This is a genomic window from Enterobacter sp. DN (assembly GCF_046054285.1).
Taxonomy (GTDB): Bacteria; Pseudomonadota; Gammaproteobacteria; order Enterobacterales; family Enterobacteriaceae; genus Enterobacter; species Enterobacter hormaechei_C.
Genome location: NZ_JBJJTG010000002.1, coordinates 644,639 through 661,789, shown reverse-complemented (window position 1 = coordinate 661,789; position 17,151 = coordinate 644,639). Strand labels below are relative to the sequence as shown.

Genomic DNA, 17,151 nt, shown 5'->3' with positions numbered 1-17,151 from the left:
CCTACAAATCACTTACCACCGATAATTCACCGTTGCCGTCACCGTCCGGCCAATCCCGTAGAAGCACGCCGTATCGCTTGCGCATGACGCCACATACTTCGTGTCTGCCACGTTATTGACGTTGAACTGCACGCTTGCCCCTTTCAGGCTGCGGTTCATCTCGCCCAGATCGTAGCGCAGCATCGCGTCATACAGATCCACCGATGGCACCTTGAAGGTGTTCTTCGCATCGCCGTAGCTGGTGCCGATGTAGCGCATCCCCACGCCAGCGGTCAGGCTCTTCAGCGCTCCGCCCGGAACGGTATAGCTGGCGAACGCCGATGCCATATGCGCTGGAATGCGCGCAGGCGTTTTGCCTTCAGTTCCCGCCACCGTGGTGCTTTCGGTTTTTGCATCGGTGTAAGTGTAGGAGCCAATCAGGTTGATGTTATCCATCAGCGTGGCGTGGATTTCCGCTTCAGCGCCTTTCGAACGCACCTTGCCCGCATTTTCGAACCAGCCTTCAGCGCTGTTATAGGTCGCGACGTTGTCCTGAGTCAAATCGTACAGCGCCAGGGTCATCAGCGTGGTGTCGACCGGCTGATATTTCAGACCAATCTCGGTCTGCTCCCCGGTAGTGGGCCTGAATGGCGCGACGCCCGGCGCACGGTTGGTTTGCAGGTTCGGTTCAAACGAGGTGCTGTAGCTGATGTACGGCGACAGGCCAGAATCAAACGCGTACAGCAGGCCAGTGCGCCAGGTAAATTTGCTGTCGTTCTGCTGCGTAAAGCTGTTATCGGTGAAGTCGTTGGTACGCACTTCGCTCCAGTCGTAGCGCCCGGAAACCAGCCACTCCCAGTTGTTCCAGCTCATCTGATCCTGAAGATACAGGCCCATCTGGTCGAGATTTTGCTGCTCGTCGGTGGCCGTTTTGAAGGTACTTTCATCCACGTTCACGCCGTAAACCGGGTTTGTCCAGTCGAGGTCATACTGTGAGCCGCTCCCGCGCGCCAGCAGCTGTTTATCCTTACTGGTCTTGTAATCAAACCCGCCGAGCAGGGTGTGGTTGACGCTTCCGGTCTCCAGCAGATATTCCAGCTGGTTATCAAGGCCAAATTCGTTGGTCGTGCGCTCTTCACGCTGGGCGCGACGGGTCAACACCGTGCTGTTGGCCGTGCTGTTGGCGTAAACCAGATAACGATATTTCTGCTTGATGGTGGCGTAACGGGCGTTCTGGCGGAAGGTGAGGTTGTCGGCGAACTGGTGTTCCAGCTCGTAGCCAATCATCGTCTGCTCGCGCCAGGATTGATTGTAATTCGGATCGCTGACGTTAAAGTCGCGCGGGATGTACTTCCCGTCGGCACTTTTCACCGTGCCATACGCGGGCAGGAAGTTGCGGTATCCGGCATCCGGATCTTTCTGGTAGCTGGTCAGCAGCGTAAAGCGGGTCTGATCGTTCGGGTACCAGGTGATCGCCGGGGCGATCGCCATCCGCGTCTCTTTATAATCGTCCACCTGATTATGCTGCGTACGGGCGATACCGTTCACGCGATACAGCACGCGGCCGTCGTCGCTCAGCTTGCCGCCGAAATCAAACGCACCTTCGGCGAGATCGTTATTGCCGGTGCGGAACTGCACGTTGTGAATGGCCTCCGCCGTCGGGCGCTTGCTGGTCATACTGATTAACCCGCCCGGATTCACCTGTCCAAACAGCACCGACGCCGGGCCGCGCACCAGCTCCACGCGCTCCAGCAGCCACGGGTCAACTGTGCCCGTCTGTGAGGAAGCCGTTGCGCCAAAGCTTAAGCCGTCGAGGAATTTCGGCACGTAGCTAAAGCCGCGCACAAACACCTCGTCGTTACGGTTAGACGAGCCCCGGTACTCGGTAAACACGCCCGCCGAGTAGCGCAGCGCCTGCGAAACGGAGGTGACGTCCTGCATGTTCATCTGATCGCGGGTGATCACCGATACCGACTGCGGTGTCTTCACGATCTCCGCGCTGGTCTTGGTGGCGGAGAGCGTTTTCGTCGCCACAATGCCTTTTACGGGCGCAGTGGGCTCTTCACTCACGCCCTGCGTCACCGTAATCGTTTCTTCTTTCGTTTCTGCCTGAGCCGCGACGCTGGTCGTCGCCAGACTCAGCAGCCAGAGCTGCATTATCTTATTATTTTTAAACATTTTTATTGAACATCCTTGGTTGCTATCGCCATAAAAACACCGGTAAAACGCCGTTGATGATATTGCAAATTATTACCATTTGCATTAGCGTTGTTAACAAATTTCGTTGGGGAACAAGCGGTAATGAAGAGGGTATGGAGTGGGTTGCTGCTGGGGATCGGCGCGCTGCCCGCCGTGGCGGCAACGTGCGAGCAGTCGTCCCGGCAGGGCGATGTTCAGGGAAAGTTTGATGCCAGCGGCGAAGTCTGCTTCTCCCTGCCCGAGCTGGATGAAAATTACGTTTCCGCCACGCTGCATGGCGTGACGGATGCGCGCCTGCTGGATGGGCAAAACCGTCGCATCCGCACGCTGATCGAAAACGGTCCTGCGGACGGGGAACACACGCTGCTGTTTGCCCTGCCGGTGAAACAGAACACCTCGCTGGTGCTACACGGCGAAGCTGGCAAGCCGTGGCGTTTTCAGTGGCGGATGAAAGAGACCTCTCCGTTACCACGCGTGCAGATGCTGGCGCCAGAAAGCCCGACGCTGAAGGCGCTGGCAAACGTCATTTCTGCCGGTGGAAGTACCGAGGCGTTCTGGCAGGCGCAGCGTCGACAGGGAACGCCGATGGTGGAGCCGGTAGATGCGAGCCATAAGCGGGTGACCTTTCTGTGGCGCGGCGCGCGGGATAACGTCTTCATTCTCGGCTCTCCGGCGGGGGATCACGATCCGCTGTTCCGTCTGGGCAACAGCGACGTCTGGTTCCGCAGCTACGTGGTCCCCGCTGATACGGTGATGCAGTACAAGCTCGCCCCCGATGTGCCGATCGTTGAAGGCTCTGCCCGCGATCAACGCCGTGCCATCCTGGTAAGCGCGCAGGCCGATCCGCTTAACCCGAATAGCTTTGGGGAGCAGAAGACCGATCGCTGGAATCGCTATTCTCTGCTCGATCTCAGCCCGGCGCGCTACTGCTCCGTTCGGGCTACGGCACAGCCGCTGTTACACGGGATGTTGAGCCGCCAGAGGCTGAGCAGCAACATCCTCGGCAATGCCCGCGACGTGATGATCTACCAACCGCGCGGCGCACAGCCTGCACGCTGGACGCTCATCCTTTTCGACGGACAGGTTTATCAGGACGAATACCATTTTGCCAACGTGCTGGACGGTCTGATTGCCCGACATCACCTGCCTCCGATTAACGTGGTGTTTATCGACAGCCTCGATCACGCCCGTCGCGGCAACGAGCTGCCGCCGAACCCGGATTTTGCTGACTTTATGGCGCACGAGCTGCTGCCGTGGCTGCGGGGGAAGGGCATCGGCATGCAGCGGCAGAAAACCGTACTGGCAGGATCAAGCTACGGGGGAATTGCCTCTTCATGGGTGGCGCTGCGCTATCCGCGCCTGTTTGGCAACGTGCTGAGCCTTTCCGGTTCTTACTGGTGGGCACCAGAAGGTGACGCTCCCGGCTGGCTGACGCGTCAGTACCAACAGTCTCCACCGTATCCGGTGCGCTTCTGGTTACAGGCCGGGAAGTTTGAAACCACGGGACCGGGCGGCGGCATCTATCGCACCACGCAGGATTTTGAACAGGTGCTGAGGAATAAAGGCTACCGCGTCAGCTTCCACCCCTCATCCAGCGGCCACGACTACGCGGCCTGGTGTGAAGCGCTGATCCACGGGATGCGCGATCTCACTGGCTTACGACGCCAGTGAAAACCAGCGGCGCCAGATGAAACGCAGGATAAAGAATTCGATGGCGCCGAGCACCAAAAACCACAGACAGAACAGAATGGTGTACAGCTGATTCAGATCGACCATATGAAAGGTCTGAACCAGCTTCTGCGCCAGCACCAGACCCAGCGACGGCGCGGGTAACAGCAGGCAGGAGAGCAGGGCCATCAGCAAAATGCCCCCTGCGGTGAGCAGCGATTCTAACGGGTGTTTCATCGTAATGTTAATCGTCAGTTAAAAATGTCATTGTCCGGCATCCTGAAACGTAAAGCAATATCATCCCCGCTGGCAAAATTGGGTAAAAGGCCACCGTTATTCTGCGAATTAATAACAGAAAATAGATAATATTTTCGGGGCGATTAAATTAATATCGCGTTATGTAAATAAACGTCTTTCTCACGAAAATAATTTTACAAAGCTATAGGTGCTATATCCAATTAACGTCGCAATAACAATGGCTGCGACAATGTATAACGCCAGACGCCGTCCGCGATAAATACCAAACATGCTTCCTCCTCGTTTAGTGTTGGTTTAGAAATATTTTGTAAAAATCAACGCGTCGAAATAATTTTAATCAGTTTTGAATAACCGGGTAGTCAATATATTGCGGTAGATCAATTTAACCCGCAAGACTTAAAAATGAATTATTTAAAGCCAGAAAGGAATTCCGGCTTCCGTCCACCGGATATTGAAGGAAAAATACCATGACCAAAAAAAATTTCTCGCAGAATATGCCACCCGCAGGCGGGCAGGCGTACCAGCAGACCGTAGAGCAGGTGCTTGCTCAGGCGCAGAGCCAGGCTAATGGCCTGGACCGTGCCGAGGCGCAGGCGCGTTTACAGAAGCATGGCCCGAACGCGCTGCCGGAGAAAAAAGGCAAGCCGGGCTGGCTGCGTTTTCTCGCGCATTTTAACGATGTCCTGATTTACGTCCTGCTGGCAGCCGCCGTATTAACGGCAGTAATGGGACACTGGGTTGATACGCTGGTTATTCTGGGCGTGGCGGTAATCAATGCCTTAATTGGCCACATTCAGGAAAGTAACGCGGAAAAATCCCTGAAGAGTATTCGCAATATGCTCTCCAGCGAGGCGCGCGTTATTCGTAACGGCAACCATGAAACTATCCCGACGACGGAAATCGTCCCGGGCGATATTATTGTGTTGCGCGCAGGAGATCGTATACCGGCGGATATGCGCTTAATCGAAGCGCATAATTTACGCGTGGAAGAGGCAATTCTGACCGGTGAATCCACCGTGGTGGATAAACACACGAACCCGCTGAACGGCGAATTACCGCTGGGCGACCGCACGAACCTGGTCTTTTCCGGTACGACGGTAAGCGCGGGCGGCGGCGTTGGCGTGGTCATTGCCACGGGCCAGGAGACCGAACTCGGCCACATCAACCAGATGATGGCGGGCATTGAAAAACACCGCACCCCGCTGCTGGTGCAGATGGACAAGCTGGGTAAAGCGATCTTCGCCATCATTCTGGCGATGATGGCCGCGCTGTTTGTCTTCAGCCTGGTGTTCCGCGAGATCCCGATGGGCGAGCTGCTGCTCTCCCTGATTAGCCTGGCGGTAGCCTCCGTACCGGAAGGTCTGCCAGCGATTATCTCCATCATCCTCTCGCTGGGCGTACAGGCGATGGCGCGCAAGCGGGCGATTATCCGCAAGCTGCCGACGGTTGAAACCCTGGGCGCGATGACCGTGGTCTGCTCGGATAAAACCGGCACCCTGACCATGAACGAGATGACGGTGAAAGCCATCATCACCGCCGACACCTGCTATCGCGTGGACGGCAACAGCTACGAGCCGGTGGGCAACATCTACCTCGAAGGCAGCGACGAGCCGGTGCAGATCCAGCCGGGCACCGTGCTGGAGCAGTATCTGCGCACCATCGACCTGTGTAACGACAGCCAGCTGATTCAGGACGAGCGTGGCCTGTGGGGCATCACCGGCGGGCCAACCGAGGGCGCGCTGAAGGTGCTGGCGGCCAAGGCCCACCTCGAGCCGGTCGTGACCACGCTGGTTAACAAGATCCCGTTCGACTCTCAGTACAAGTACATGAGCACCCACTACCAGATTGGCAGTGAGGAGCAGATTTTGATTACCGGCGCGCCGGACGTGATTTTCGCCCTGTGTGAGCAGCAGCAGACCCGCAACGGTGCGCAAGCCTTTGACCGCGCGTGCTGGGAAACGGAGATGGAGCGCTATGCGCGTCAGGGGCTGCGCATGGTCGCCGCGGCGTTCAAGCCAGCGAACGGCGAGCAGGCATTAACTCACGACGACCTGAGCCACGGTCTGATCTTCCTCGGCATTGCCGGGATGATGGATCCGCCGCGTCCGGAAGCGATTGAGGCGATTAACGCCTGCCAGCAGGCGGGGATCCGCGTGAAGATGATCACTGGGGATCACCCGCAGACGGCGATGAGCATCGGCCAGATGCTGGGGATCACCAACAGCGAGCAGGCGGTTACCGGCTACCAGCTGGAGAAGATGGACGACGCCGAGCTGGCGGAAGCGGCGGTGAAGTATGACATCTTCGCCCGTACCAGCCCGGAGCATAAGCTGCGCCTGGTGAAAGCGTTGCAGGACAAAGGCGAAATCGTCGGCATGACCGGTGACGGCGTGAACGATGCCCCGGCGCTGCGCCAGGCGGACGTGGGTATCGCGATGGGCATCAAAGGCACGGAAGTGACCAAAGAGGCGGCGGACATGGTCCTGACGGACGATAACTTCGCCACCATCGCCAGCGCGGTGAAAGAGGGACGTCGCGTTTACGACAACCTGAAGAAGACCATTCTGTTCATCATGCCGACCAACCTGGCGCAGGGGCTATTGATTGTGATTGCGCTGCTGGCGGGGAACATCATTCCGCTGACGCCAGTGCTGATCCTGTGGATGAACATGGCGACCTCCGCCACGCTCTCCTTCGGCCTGGCCTTCGAGGCCGCCGAGCGCAACATTATGCGCCGCCCGCCGCGTCAGACCGGGCAGCACGTGATGGACGCCTACGCCGTCTGGCGCGTGGCCTTCGTCGGCACCATGATTGCCATCGCCGCCTTTGCGCTGGAAGCCTGGCTGGCCCCGCGCGGCCACAGCGCGGAGTTCATCCGCACCGTGCTGTTGCAGATGCTGGTCTGCGCCCAGTGGGTATACATGATTAACTGCCGCAACACCGACGGGTTCTCCCTGAACCGCGGCCTGCTGGCGAACAAAGGGATCTGGCTGGTAACGGGCGTACTGTTCCTGCTCCAGGCGGCGATTATCTACCTGCCGTTTATGCAGATGCTGTTCGGCACCGAAGCGCTGCCGCTGCGCTACTGGTTCGTGACGCTGGCGGTGGCGGGCGTGATGTTCTTCGTCGTCGAAATCGAGAAGCGACTGACCCGCAGGTTCCGTAAGGCTGCATAACCTTTTGCCCTCACCCTAACCCTCTCCCACAGGGAGAGGGAACTCTGACCTCCCTCTCCCTGTGGGAGAGGGCCGGGGTGAGGGAAAACAACGCCGAGGTACTCCCATGAAATTCCCACTCCTGTTCGCGCTCCTCGCCTGCACCCTGCCACCCGCATTCGCCGCGGCCATTCCCGTGCGTGTCGCCACCGTGGAGCAGACCGCCCACGCCGCCGAGCGTCAGATCCCGGGTCGCATTGAAGCTATCCACACCGTTGAACTGCGCGCCCGCACGGAAGGCGTCATCACCAGAATCCACTTCCGCGACGGGCAGTACGTGAAAAAAGGCGACGTGTTGTTCGAACTGGACGACGCCGAGCCGCGCGCCGCCCTGCGTCTGGCGCAGGCCGAAGTGAGAAGCGCCGAAGCCACGCTGCGTCAGGCGCAGCAGCAGCTGTCACGCTTCGAAAGCCTGGGCAGCAGCAACGCCATCAGCCGCCACGACGTGGACAACGCCCGCATGCAGCGCGACGTAGCGAGCGCCGCGCTGGAGCAGGCGAAAGCCCGGCTCGACACCCGCAGCGTCACCCTCAACTACACGCGCATTACCTCACCGATTGACGGGCGCGTGGGGCACAGCAACTTTCACGTCGGCAGCCTGGTGAATCCTGCCAGCGGTGTGCTGGTGGAGGTGGTACAGCTCGATCCCATCCGCATTGCCTTTGCGCTGGAAGAGGGCACGTTTGCCACTAAAGCCGGACAGCATGCGGATATCAGCGCCATGAAGCAGGCCTGGCAGGCGCTGATTGACAGCAACGGCCAGCGCATCAGCGGGGAACTCACCTCCGTGGACAACCGCATCGACCCGCGCACCGCCAGCGTGATGCTGCGCGCCGAGTTCGCCAACCCGCGCCATCAGCTGCTGCCCGGCGGCAACGTGAACGTCTACCTGCGTCCGTCAAGTGAGCAACCAGTGCTGACTCTGCCCGCCGCTGCCGTACAGCAGAATGGCGACGGGTTCTTCGCATGGGTGGTTAACGCCGAGGATAAAGCCGAAATGCGTCCGCTGAAGGTCGCCGTACAGATCGGCCAGCAGTTCCAGATTGCCTCCGGCCTGAAGCCCGGTGAGCGAGCGATTACTGACGGTGCGCAGCGCGTGCAGCCAGGCGTTGCCGTCCAGATACTGAATTAAGGAGCCATCATGCTGACGTTTTTCATCAAACGCCCGCGCTTTGCGATGGTGATTGCGCTGGTCATCACCCTGCTGGGGGCCTTCGCGCTGAGGATTATTCCGGTGGAGCAGTACCCGCAGATCACCCCGCCGGTCGTGAATGTGTCAGCGTCATGGCCGGGCGCCAGCTCGGCTGACGTGGCGGAGGCCATCGCCACGCCGCTGGAAACCCAGCTGAACGGGGTGGATCATATGCTCTATATGGAGTCCACCAGTTCGGACGAGGGTAGCTATAGCCTGAACATTACCTTTGCGGCAGGCACCGACCCGGATCTCGCCGCCATCGACGTGCAGAACCGCGTGGCGCAGGCCGTGGCGCAGCTGCCGACCGAGGCGCAGCAAAACGGCGTGCAGGTGCGCAAGCGCGCCACCAACCTGATGATGGGGGTAAGCCTTTACTCACCGAACAACACCCACACGCCGCTGTTCGTCAGCAACTACGCCAGCACCCAGGTGCGCGAGGCGCTGTCGCGTCTGCCGGGCGTCGGGCAGGTACAGATGTTTGGCGCACGGGACTACAGCATGCGCATCTGGCTGCGCCCGGACCGCATGAACGCCCTGAACGTGACCAGCGATGACGTGGCGCAGGCGCTGCGCGAGCAGAACGTGCAGGGGGCGGCAGGCCAGGTCGGCACGCCGCCGGTGTTTAACGGCCAGCAGCAGACCCTGACCATTAACGGGCTGGGGCGCTTAAATCAGGCCGACGACTTTGCCAACATCATTATCCGCGCCGGGGAGATGGGTCAGCTGGTGCGCCTGAAGGACGTCGCCACCATCGAGCTTGGCTCGCGCAGCTACAGCTCTGGCGCGCAGCTGAACGGGCACGACTCCGCCTACCTCGGCATCTACCCGACGCCGTCCGCTAACGCCCTGCGCGTGGCCGATGCGGTGCGCGCGGAGCTGAAACGGTTATCCACGCGCTTCCCGGACGATCTGGTCTATGAAGTCAAATTCGACACCACCTCCTTTGTGGCCGCCACCATCAAAGAGATTGGCGTCTCGCTGGCGCTGACGATGCTGGCGGTGGTGGTCGTGGTGTCCCTGTTCCTGCAAAGCTGGCGCGCGACGCTGATTGTTGCCCTTGCCATTCCGGTGTCGCTGGTGGGCACCTTCGCGGTGCTCTATACGCTCGGCTACTCCGCCAATACGCTGAGCCTGTTCGCCATCATTCTGGCGCTGACCATGGTAGTGGATGACGCCATCGTGGTGGTGGAGAGCGTCGAAACGCTGATGGCGGAAGGGCAGAGCCGGACGGCGGCGACCGCGCTGGCGCTGCGTCAGATCGCTGGGCCAGTGATTGCCACCACGCTGGTGCTGCTGGCGGTGTTTGTGCCGGTGGCGCTCTTGCCGGGGATTGTGGGCGAGCTGTACCGCCAGTTCGCGGTGACGCTCTCCACCGCCGTCACGCTCTCAAGCCTCGTGGCGTTGACTCTTACGCCCGCCCTGTGCGCGCTGTTGCTGCGCCCGCGACCGGAGAAACCTGCGGCACTCTATCGCGCCTTTAACCACGGGCTGGACGCCACGCGCGGTTTCTACACCCGCATCGTGAACGTTTTAAACCTGCGCCCGTGGCTGGCGCTGCTGGCCACCGCGGGTGCGGCGGCGGTGGTGGTATTCAGCTTCATGTCGATGCCAAAGGGCTTCCTGCCGCAGGAGGATCAGGGCTACTTCTTCGCCAGCGTCCAGCTGCCGGAGGCAGCCTCGCTGGAGCGCACCGAAGCGGTGATGACCACCGCGCGCGAGCTGATCGCTAACAACCCGGCGGTAGAAGACGTGATTCAGGTCTCCGGGTTTAACATCCTCAACGGCACCAGCGCATCGAACGGCGGGTTTATCTCCATCATGCTCAAAGACTGGAGCGAGCGTCCGCCGCTGGATGAGGTGATGGGCATCCTTCAGCGCCAGCTGCTGGCCCTGCCGGAAGCCACCATCATGACCTTTGCGCCGCCGACGCTGCCGGGGCTGGGCAACGCCTCCGGCTTCGACCTGCGCATTCAGGCGCAGGCGGGGCAAAGTCCGGCGGAGCTGGAGCGCGTGACGCGTGAGGTGCTGGCGAAAGCCAACCAGAACCCGCAGCTGAGCCGCGTGTTCACCACCTGGAGCAGCAACGTACCGCAGATGACGCTCACCGTTGACCGCGAGCGCGCGGCCCGCCTCGACGTGCCGGTGTCACGCATCTTCAGCAGCCTGCAAACCGCCTTTGGCGGCACGCGCGCCGGGGATTTCAGCGTCAACAACCGCGTCTACCACGTAGTGATGCAGAACGAGATGCAGTGGCGCGAGCGCGCGGAGCAAATCAGCGAGCTGTTCGTGCGCAGCAACAGCGGCGAGCGGGTGCGTCTGAGCAACCTCATCACCATCACGCCGACCGTCGGCGCGCCATTTATTCAGCAGTACAACCAGTTCCCGTCGGTATCGGTGAGCGGCTCGGCAGCGGAAGGGGTGAGCAGCAGCACCGCAATGGCGGCGATGGGCGAGATTCTGGCGGAAAACCTGCCAGCCGGGTACGACTACGCCTGGAGCGGCATGTCGTATCAGGAGCAGCAGACCGGCAATCAGGCGATATGGATCGTGCTGGCGGCGGTGGTGATGGCGTGGCTGTTCCTCGTCGCCCAGTACGAGAGCTGGACGCTGCCGGCGAGCGTGATGCTCTCAGTGCTGTTCGCCATCGGCGGGGCGCTGGTCTGGCTGTGGCTGACGGGCTATGCCAACGACGTATACGTGCAGATAGGTCTGGTGCTACTGATAGCCCTCGCCGCCAAGAACGCAATTCTTATCGTGGAGTTTGCCCGCGCCCGGCGCATGGATGGAATGGCGATTGTCGATGCCGCACGGGAGGGGGCATCGCGCCGCTTCCGCGCGGTAATGATGACCGCCGTGTCGTTCATTATCGGCGTCCTGCCGATGATGCTGGCGACCGGGGCGGGTGCCCAGAGCCGCCGCATCATCGGCACTACGGTGTTCAGCGGCATGCTGGTGGCGACCGTGGTGGGGATAGTGTTTATCCCGGCGCTGTTCGTGCTGTTCCAGCGCCTGCGCGAGTGGGGCCACGGCCTTACGGACTCGTCGCCCACAGCTCACAGTGCTTCTGCACCAGAGAAATCAGCGAGCCGCCATCGGCGATAAAGTCCCGCATGCGCTGCGCCTCGCTCTTGCCCTGCTTTAACAGCAGGGCAATCTCATTGATTGCGCTTGTCGCGCCGAGCTTCTCGGCCGACGGCGCAACCTGCTCGAGCAGCCAGGCGATATCTTCTGCCACGGTTTTGTGCTCGCCGGTATGTACGTCCGTCAGAATGCCTTCCAGCCCGTAGCGACAGGCCTGAAAACGGTTAAAGCGATAGAGCAGAAAATCCCGTTCCTGATGCTTATAGGGCCGCGCGGTCAGCAGCCAGTGCGACGTCGCCTGAATAAGCCCGGCGATGTTAATGGCGTGGCTGAGCGTCAGCGGCGTATCCATCACCCGCACCTCGACGGTGCCGAAGTGCGGGCTGGGGCGGATGTCCCAGTGCAGATCCTTAATGCTGTCGATCATGCTGGTGGAGCTCAGGCGGCGGAACAGCCCCTCGAACTCCTGCCAGCTGTTGACCCACGGCATCTGACCGTTATCCGGGAAGCCCGAGAAGATGTTGAGACGCGATGAGGCGAACTTCGTGTCCGTGCCCTGCATATACGGTGATGCGGCGGCCAGGGCGATAAAGTGCGGCACAAAGCGCGACAGGCCGTGCAGCAGGTAAATGGCGTCGTCCCCGGTCCGACAGCCGACGTGTACGTGCTGGCCGAACACCGTCGCCTGCAAAATCAGATAGCCAAAGCGCTCCAGCGTGACGTTATAGCGCTCGTCGTCGCACACTTCCTGCCGCTGCCATTTCTGGAACGGATGCGTCCCACCGCCGCAGATCTGGATATGCTGATCTTCCGCCGCGCGCAGGATGCTCTGCTGCATCACTGAAAACTGCGCCGCTGCCTGGTCGATGGTCTGGCACACGCCGGTGGCGATTTCGAGCATGCTTTCGGTGATGTCGTGTTTGACTTCCCCCCCTTTGATGTCGTCTTTGACGGCGGCGATGAGGGCAGAGGAGTCCTGGCTCAGATCGTAACCCGGCGGGTTAACCACCTGGAGTTCGAGCTCAATGCCGAGGGTATAAGGTTCAGAGGATTTGAAGTCGGGTAAAGGCATGGCGCACTCCGTTGTCTGTTATGAGTTGAGTATAGACAATGGGCGTGGCGCGCTCTTTTCAGGGTGGTATAACTGATAGCAGGCTTAGCAAAAGGGGAGTGATCCATGTCTGACTATCCAACCATTGCGCTGACAGGACCCGGTGCGATTGGGACCACCATCGCCGCGGTGCTGCATGAAGCGGGCCGCACGCCGCTGCTGTGTGGGCGCACCGCGCATCCGGAACTGCGCCTGCGTCATGATGAGGGTGAAATTGTGGTGCCCGGTCCGGTACTCACCGATCCCAGCGTCATTACGCGCCCCGTTGACCTCGTTTTTTTGGCGGTCAAAACGACGCAAAATGCCGACAGCGCCGGGTGGCTGCGCGCTCTGTGCGATGAAAACACCGTGGTCTGCGCGCTGCAAAACGGCGTGGAGCAGAAAGCCCAGCTTGCGCCTTTGGTCAATGGCGCAACGGTGCTGCCCTCGGTGGTCTGGTTCCCTGCCCAGCGCGAGCCGGATGCCTCCGTCTGGCTGCGCGCCAAACCGCGCCTTACGCTGCCGGACGTGCCGCAGGCGCAGCGGGTGGTGGAGGCGCTTCGCGGCACGCGCTGTGACGTTGAGCTCTCGACAGATTTCACTACCGTCGCCTGGCGCAAGCTGTTGCAAAACGCGGTCGCCGGGCTGATGGTGCTGGCCAATCGCCGCGCCGGGATGTTCAGGCGCGAGGATATCAGCGAGCTGGCGCTGGCCTACCTGCGCGAGGGGCTTACCGTCGCCCGCGCCGAAGGGGCGAAGCTGGACGATGCGGTGGCCCAGGAGATTCTGGCGAACTTCCAGCGTGCGCCAGTGGATTTAGGCACGTCGATCCTTGCCGACCGTCAGGCGGATCGCCCGATGGAGTGGGACATACGCAACGGCGTGATCCAGCGCTATGGCCGCAGGCACGGGATTGCGGTGCCCGTCAGCGACGTGGTGGTGCCGCTGCTGGCGGCGGGGAGTGAGGGGCCGGGGTGAGCCAGGGTCTGGCGAGAAGGAAGACCCGGCCGTTGTGCGCCGGGTAACTCTCTTACTTACCCTGACGGGCTTTCTCAGCGTTTAGCTCTTCCATTGTTGCTTCCAGGATCCAGAGGCACTGAGCACCCTCAACCGTATCCAGCAGCGCCCGGCGGGTGCGCTGATAGAACGCGTCGACTTCGGCGGGGGATTTCTCTAGAGGCGGCGTGCAGACGATATCGCTGCCAACCATGTGCGGCCACTTTCCCGCGTCAATGGTCTGGAGCGCTTTCAGTGTGGCGCTGGTGTTTGTTGTGAGCGCTGCGGCCAAAGCATCCTCCAGCAGTTGCGCCTGCCTGACGTCAGCCGTGGCAGCCAGCGTTGGGGCTTGCTCAATCCAGTGTGTGTCACCTGAGGCGATTCCATGAAGTGCTGATGGCCAGTCAGTGCTGGCTGCAATGGCTGGGACAGTGAGCGCACAAAGCAGCAGGACGATTGGATATTTCATCGCACTACCTCAAGCTCACCGCCGTCACGAAGGATTTTACGTCGCGTTGACAGTGAGAGAATAATGCACCCCTCCGAAGCAAATCCGGCTGGACCGTACTTATGGTCACCATGAATGCGGAACTCTGAACGACCAAAACTCTCTCCCGAAGTTTGCTCAAGGATAATGGTAATGGGTCCTTTAGAATTCGAATGTCCCGCAATTTTATATGTTCCGCGCGGCAATGGACCCAGACCCTTCACATGCTGACGGTCCGGATTATTTTTATTGGTAAGGGCACCGGAATATCCTGTCTCAATTAATTTGCCGTCTTTATACATCTTGCCAGTTGATTGCTCATACTTCCATCCCATAACGTTCTCCTTATGCCGTCTTACGGTCATTCCAGCTATCTGAATGCATGATTTTACCGTCCACGTAGCGCCAGGTAATTTTTTCATAGAGCAGCTCTACCAGCTCAAGATGGTTATGCTTCTCATAGTCAGGATCTTTGATATCAAGCATCATTGGACAGACGCTGGCGATCTTCACGCCTTCCAGAAGGGTGGAAAAATATTCCACTTCCTGACCAGCATCGTTGATACGGTAAAACTTTGTCTCTGCGGATTTTAGCTTCTGGCCCGTGCTAACAGCCTTATACAAATAGGGGCTGGAAGCGTCGATCTCTTTATCGAAAGAATAGGGGGAATGGATGCGAAGACTTGTCGCCTTGCCGTTATGCTTGTCCGTGGGCTGCATTATGCCGTGATTTAAGGCGATAATCTCGATGCTACCTTCACGTCCATATATATCGACAGAGCCTTTTATATCGGCGCCGCCGTCATCTTTAAGCCATAAATAAGCGGGAATAGCCATTTGTTTAAAACTCCATTTAAGGAAATCCTGAAAAGACCTTATGGTTTAGCTTGTTACGTAACTAGTGCAACGCTAGCGCGTACAAAATTGGCCGTCAATTTTGTACAGGGTGGATATAAAACGATCTGCGGTTTCGTTGATGCAAATTAAGAAAGTATGGGGGCTTATGGTTTGGATCTGGATAAATTGTTAATGATTAATACGGTGGTTTTGCTTAAATAATAATTAAGTGAATATTAATTGAAGATGTAATAAATACTTGAATGTTTATTGGGTATTCTGTCTATTTGACTCTTTATTAATTGTTTAAAAACTCATAACGGCTCGTCTGAATATCCACCTATCCGTAGCGACACACCTGAAAACGGTAAAGAGGTACCGCAGAAAATCCCGTTCCTGATGCTTATAAGGCCGCGTGGTCAGCAGCCAGTGTGACGTGGCCTGGATCAGCCAGGCGATATTAATCGCGTTGTTGAGCGTCAGCGGCTTATCCGTCGACCGCACCTGCATGGTGCTAATGTGCGGGCTGGGGCGAATGTCCCAGTGCAGATCTTTAATGCTGTCGATCCTGTCCGACCGTCAGGCGGATCGCCTGATGGAGTGGGACATACGCAACGGCGTGATCCAGCGCTATGGCCGCAGGCACGGGATTGCGGTGCCCGTCAGCGATGTGGTGATGCCGCTGCTGGCGGCGGGGAGCGAGGGGCCGGGGTGAGAGAGATAGTGGTATTAACGTCTGGGGAATTGGTCTGGGTGAAAACCTCGCATCAGTTCCCTACAAACGCACTCACCGGCAAACCAAAACGCTTCGCCAGCGCGCATATGATCCAGCGTTAACGTGCCTGATCTATCTTGGTCTGAAATATTTGTTTAATTTGCGTAGCGTATTCAGGAATTGCTTGCTGAGAAGAAGTGCAGCGGAGATAGTTTTGCTAACCAGGTTATATAGAAACGTGTGAAAGATGCGTCCGCTATGTGTCAATAACAGGCATTGCGGGATATGTATGAGACTGGCCGCCATTCCCGATAGCACAGCTCTGATGCTACACTGTTTTCAGTCCTCATTACCTCATCAAATAAATTTATGACTACCGCTGATTTCAAACGCCCTAAACTAGAACTCCCAAACGGGGCTGATAAACTGCTGCTGCACTCCTGTTGCGCTCCGTGTTCTGGTGAGGTAATGGAGGCGATCCAGGCCTCAGGGATCGACTACACCATCTTCTTCTACAATCCGAACATTCATCCGCAGAAAGAGTATCTGATTCGTAAGGATGAGAATATTCGCTTTGCCGAACAGCACGGCGTACCGTTTATTGATGCGGATTACGATACAGATAACTGGTTTGAGCGCGCCAAAGGCATGGAATGGGAACCCGAGCGCGGCATTCGCTGCACCATGTGTTTTGACATGCGCTTTGAGCGGACTGCGCTTTACGCCGCTGAAAATGGCTTCAACGTGATTAGCAGCTCACTGGGCATCTCTCGCTGGAAAAATATGCAGCAAATCAACGACTGCGGTCAGCGAGCCGCCGCCCACTATCCGGGTATGGTCTATTGGGACTATAACTGGCGGAAACAGGGCGGTTCGTCGCGCATGATTGAAATCAGCAAGCGCGAGCAGTTCTACCAGCAGGAATACTGCGGCTGCGTTTATTCACTGCGTGACAGCAACCTGCACCGCAAATCCCAGGGCCGTCCTCTCATTCAGATCGGTAAGCTTTACTACGGTAAAGAAGACGACCAGGCCTGATTTTATGTCACGCCCTCTGTGGCGTGACCGCCTTCCTGTGCATTCCTCTAACAATTGCATGCCCCACCCGGCACGAACAGTAATTTTTAGTCATGAGATGGCTGAAAGTCGATCTGGCATCGAAGCCTGCTGAACGCTCTTAACCGTCATTCATCAAACAACGTTGTCCTTTGTGTAAGGCCGACTCAGTGAGCCGTTATATAATGCTCCTTCACAAACTCCGCTAACAACCCAGCAGTTGCTTACAGAGCGTGGAAAATGTCACCGCATCGTCCATTTCCACCAGTACGCTCACGTATGCCGCACAGGTGCCAGCCAGTTCAAAGAGATCCGCAGAATCGGGAAGTTGCAGGTGAAGAAGGGATGAAAAGGGATGCCCCTGAATTACATAAG

The 17,151-nt window shown here is 58.5% G+C and carries 12 protein-coding genes and 2 pseudogenes; 7 read left to right on the top strand and 7 right to left on the bottom strand.

Annotated features, from left to right (window positions below; all coding sequences use genetic code 11):
* Positions 1–12 precede the first annotated feature (12 nt).
* Positions 13–2,157 carry a TonB-dependent siderophore receptor gene (locus ACJTMZ_RS07740; RefSeq protein ID WP_063151096.1) on the bottom strand — a complete coding sequence of 715 codons (2,145 nt, stop codon included), beginning with the start codon at positions 2,155–2,157 and terminating at the stop codon, positions 13–15.
* 123 nt (positions 2,158–2,280) lie between these two features.
* On the opposite strand from ACJTMZ_RS07740, the gene ACJTMZ_RS07735 reads away from it, so the two are divergent.
* Positions 2,281–3,849 (top strand): alpha/beta hydrolase-fold protein, encoded by a 1,569-nt coding sequence (locus ACJTMZ_RS07735; protein WP_063136471.1) that lies wholly within the window; start codon positions 2,281–2,283, stop codon positions 3,847–3,849.
* Here the strand turns inward: ACJTMZ_RS07735 and ACJTMZ_RS07730 are convergent.
* Positions 3,835–4,083, bottom strand: coding sequence for a DUF1158 domain-containing protein (locus ACJTMZ_RS07730; protein WP_003858875.1), 249 nt, complete (start codon positions 4,081–4,083; stop codon positions 3,835–3,837). The two genes, ACJTMZ_RS07735 and ACJTMZ_RS07730, sit on opposite strands and share 15 nt — an antisense overlap.
* A gap of 488 nt (positions 4,084–4,571) precedes the next feature.
* On the opposite strand from ACJTMZ_RS07730, the gene ACJTMZ_RS07725 reads away from it, so the two are divergent.
* The 3 genes from ACJTMZ_RS07725 to ACJTMZ_RS07715 all read left to right on the top strand — a co-directional run bounded on the left by ACJTMZ_RS07725 (position 4,572) and on the right by ACJTMZ_RS07715 (position 11,616).
* The gene (locus tag ACJTMZ_RS07725; RefSeq protein ID WP_408626894.1) at positions 4,572–7,280 is read left to right on the top strand and encodes a cation-transporting P-type ATPase; all 2,709 of its coding nucleotides are present in this window, start codon (positions 4,572–4,574) and stop codon (positions 7,278–7,280) included.
* 106 nt (positions 7,281–7,386) lie between these two features.
* Positions 7,387–8,451, top strand: coding sequence for an efflux RND transporter periplasmic adaptor subunit (locus tag ACJTMZ_RS07720; RefSeq protein ID WP_023303242.1), 1,065 nt, complete (start codon positions 7,387–7,389; stop codon positions 8,449–8,451).
* A gap of 9 nt (positions 8,452–8,460) precedes the next feature.
* Entirely contained in the window at positions 8,461–11,616 is a 3,156-nt protein-coding gene (locus ACJTMZ_RS07715; protein WP_408626893.1) for an efflux RND transporter permease subunit, read from the top strand.
* On the opposite strand, the gene ACJTMZ_RS07710 is transcribed toward ACJTMZ_RS07715, so the two are convergent.
* The gene (locus ACJTMZ_RS07710) at positions 11,546–12,667 is read right to left on the bottom strand and encodes a YbdK family carboxylate-amine ligase (protein WP_015571201.1); all 1,122 of its coding nucleotides are present in this window, start codon (positions 12,665–12,667) and stop codon (positions 11,546–11,548) included. The genes ACJTMZ_RS07715 and ACJTMZ_RS07710 overlap by 71 nt on opposite strands.
* Positions 12,668–12,772: 105 nt before the next feature.
* Here ACJTMZ_RS07710 and ACJTMZ_RS07705 point away from each other — a divergent pair, with 105 nt between their 5' ends.
* On the top strand, positions 12,773–13,663 hold the full coding sequence (locus ACJTMZ_RS07705) for an oxidoreductase (RefSeq protein ID WP_032105017.1): 891 nt from the start codon (positions 12,773–12,775) through the stop codon (positions 13,661–13,663).
* Positions 13,664–13,715: 52 nt separating this feature from the next.
* Here ACJTMZ_RS07705 and ACJTMZ_RS07700 read toward each other — a convergent pair whose 3' ends face one another.
* The 4 genes and pseudogenes from ACJTMZ_RS07700 to ACJTMZ_RS07685 form a co-directional block, all read right to left on the bottom strand.
* Positions 13,716–14,150 (bottom strand): hypothetical protein, encoded by a 435-nt coding sequence (locus tag ACJTMZ_RS07700; protein ID WP_003858863.1) that lies wholly within the window; start codon positions 14,148–14,150, stop codon positions 13,716–13,718.
* On the bottom strand, positions 14,147–14,503 hold the full coding sequence (locus ACJTMZ_RS07695; protein ID WP_006809708.1) for a tlde1 domain-containing protein: 357 nt from the start codon (positions 14,501–14,503) through the stop codon (positions 14,147–14,149). Before ACJTMZ_RS07695 ends, ACJTMZ_RS07700 begins: the two co-directional genes overlap by 4 nt.
* A gap of 10 nt (positions 14,504–14,513) precedes the next feature.
* Positions 14,514–15,005, bottom strand: coding sequence for an Hcp family type VI secretion system effector (locus ACJTMZ_RS07690; protein ID WP_015571199.1), 492 nt, complete (start codon positions 15,003–15,005; stop codon positions 14,514–14,516).
* 343 nt (positions 15,006–15,348) lie between these two features.
* A pseudogene (locus ACJTMZ_RS07685) lies at positions 15,349–15,572 on the bottom strand (glutamate-cysteine ligase family protein); the annotation flags it as partial.
* Here ACJTMZ_RS07685 and ACJTMZ_RS07680 point away from each other — a divergent pair.
* Together ACJTMZ_RS07680 and ACJTMZ_RS07675 are read left to right on the top strand one after the other, a co-directional pair.
* A pseudogene (locus ACJTMZ_RS07680) lies at positions 15,568–15,720 on the top strand (ketopantoate reductase C-terminal domain-containing protein); the annotation flags it as partial. The pseudogenes ACJTMZ_RS07685 and ACJTMZ_RS07680 overlap by 5 nt on opposite strands.
* 369 nt (positions 15,721–16,089) lie before the next feature.
* A complete protein-coding gene (locus ACJTMZ_RS07675; protein WP_023296073.1) occupies positions 16,090–16,758 on the top strand; it encodes an epoxyqueuosine reductase QueH in 669 nt (222 codons plus the stop codon).
* The last annotated feature ends 393 nt before the right edge of the window (positions 16,759–17,151 follow it).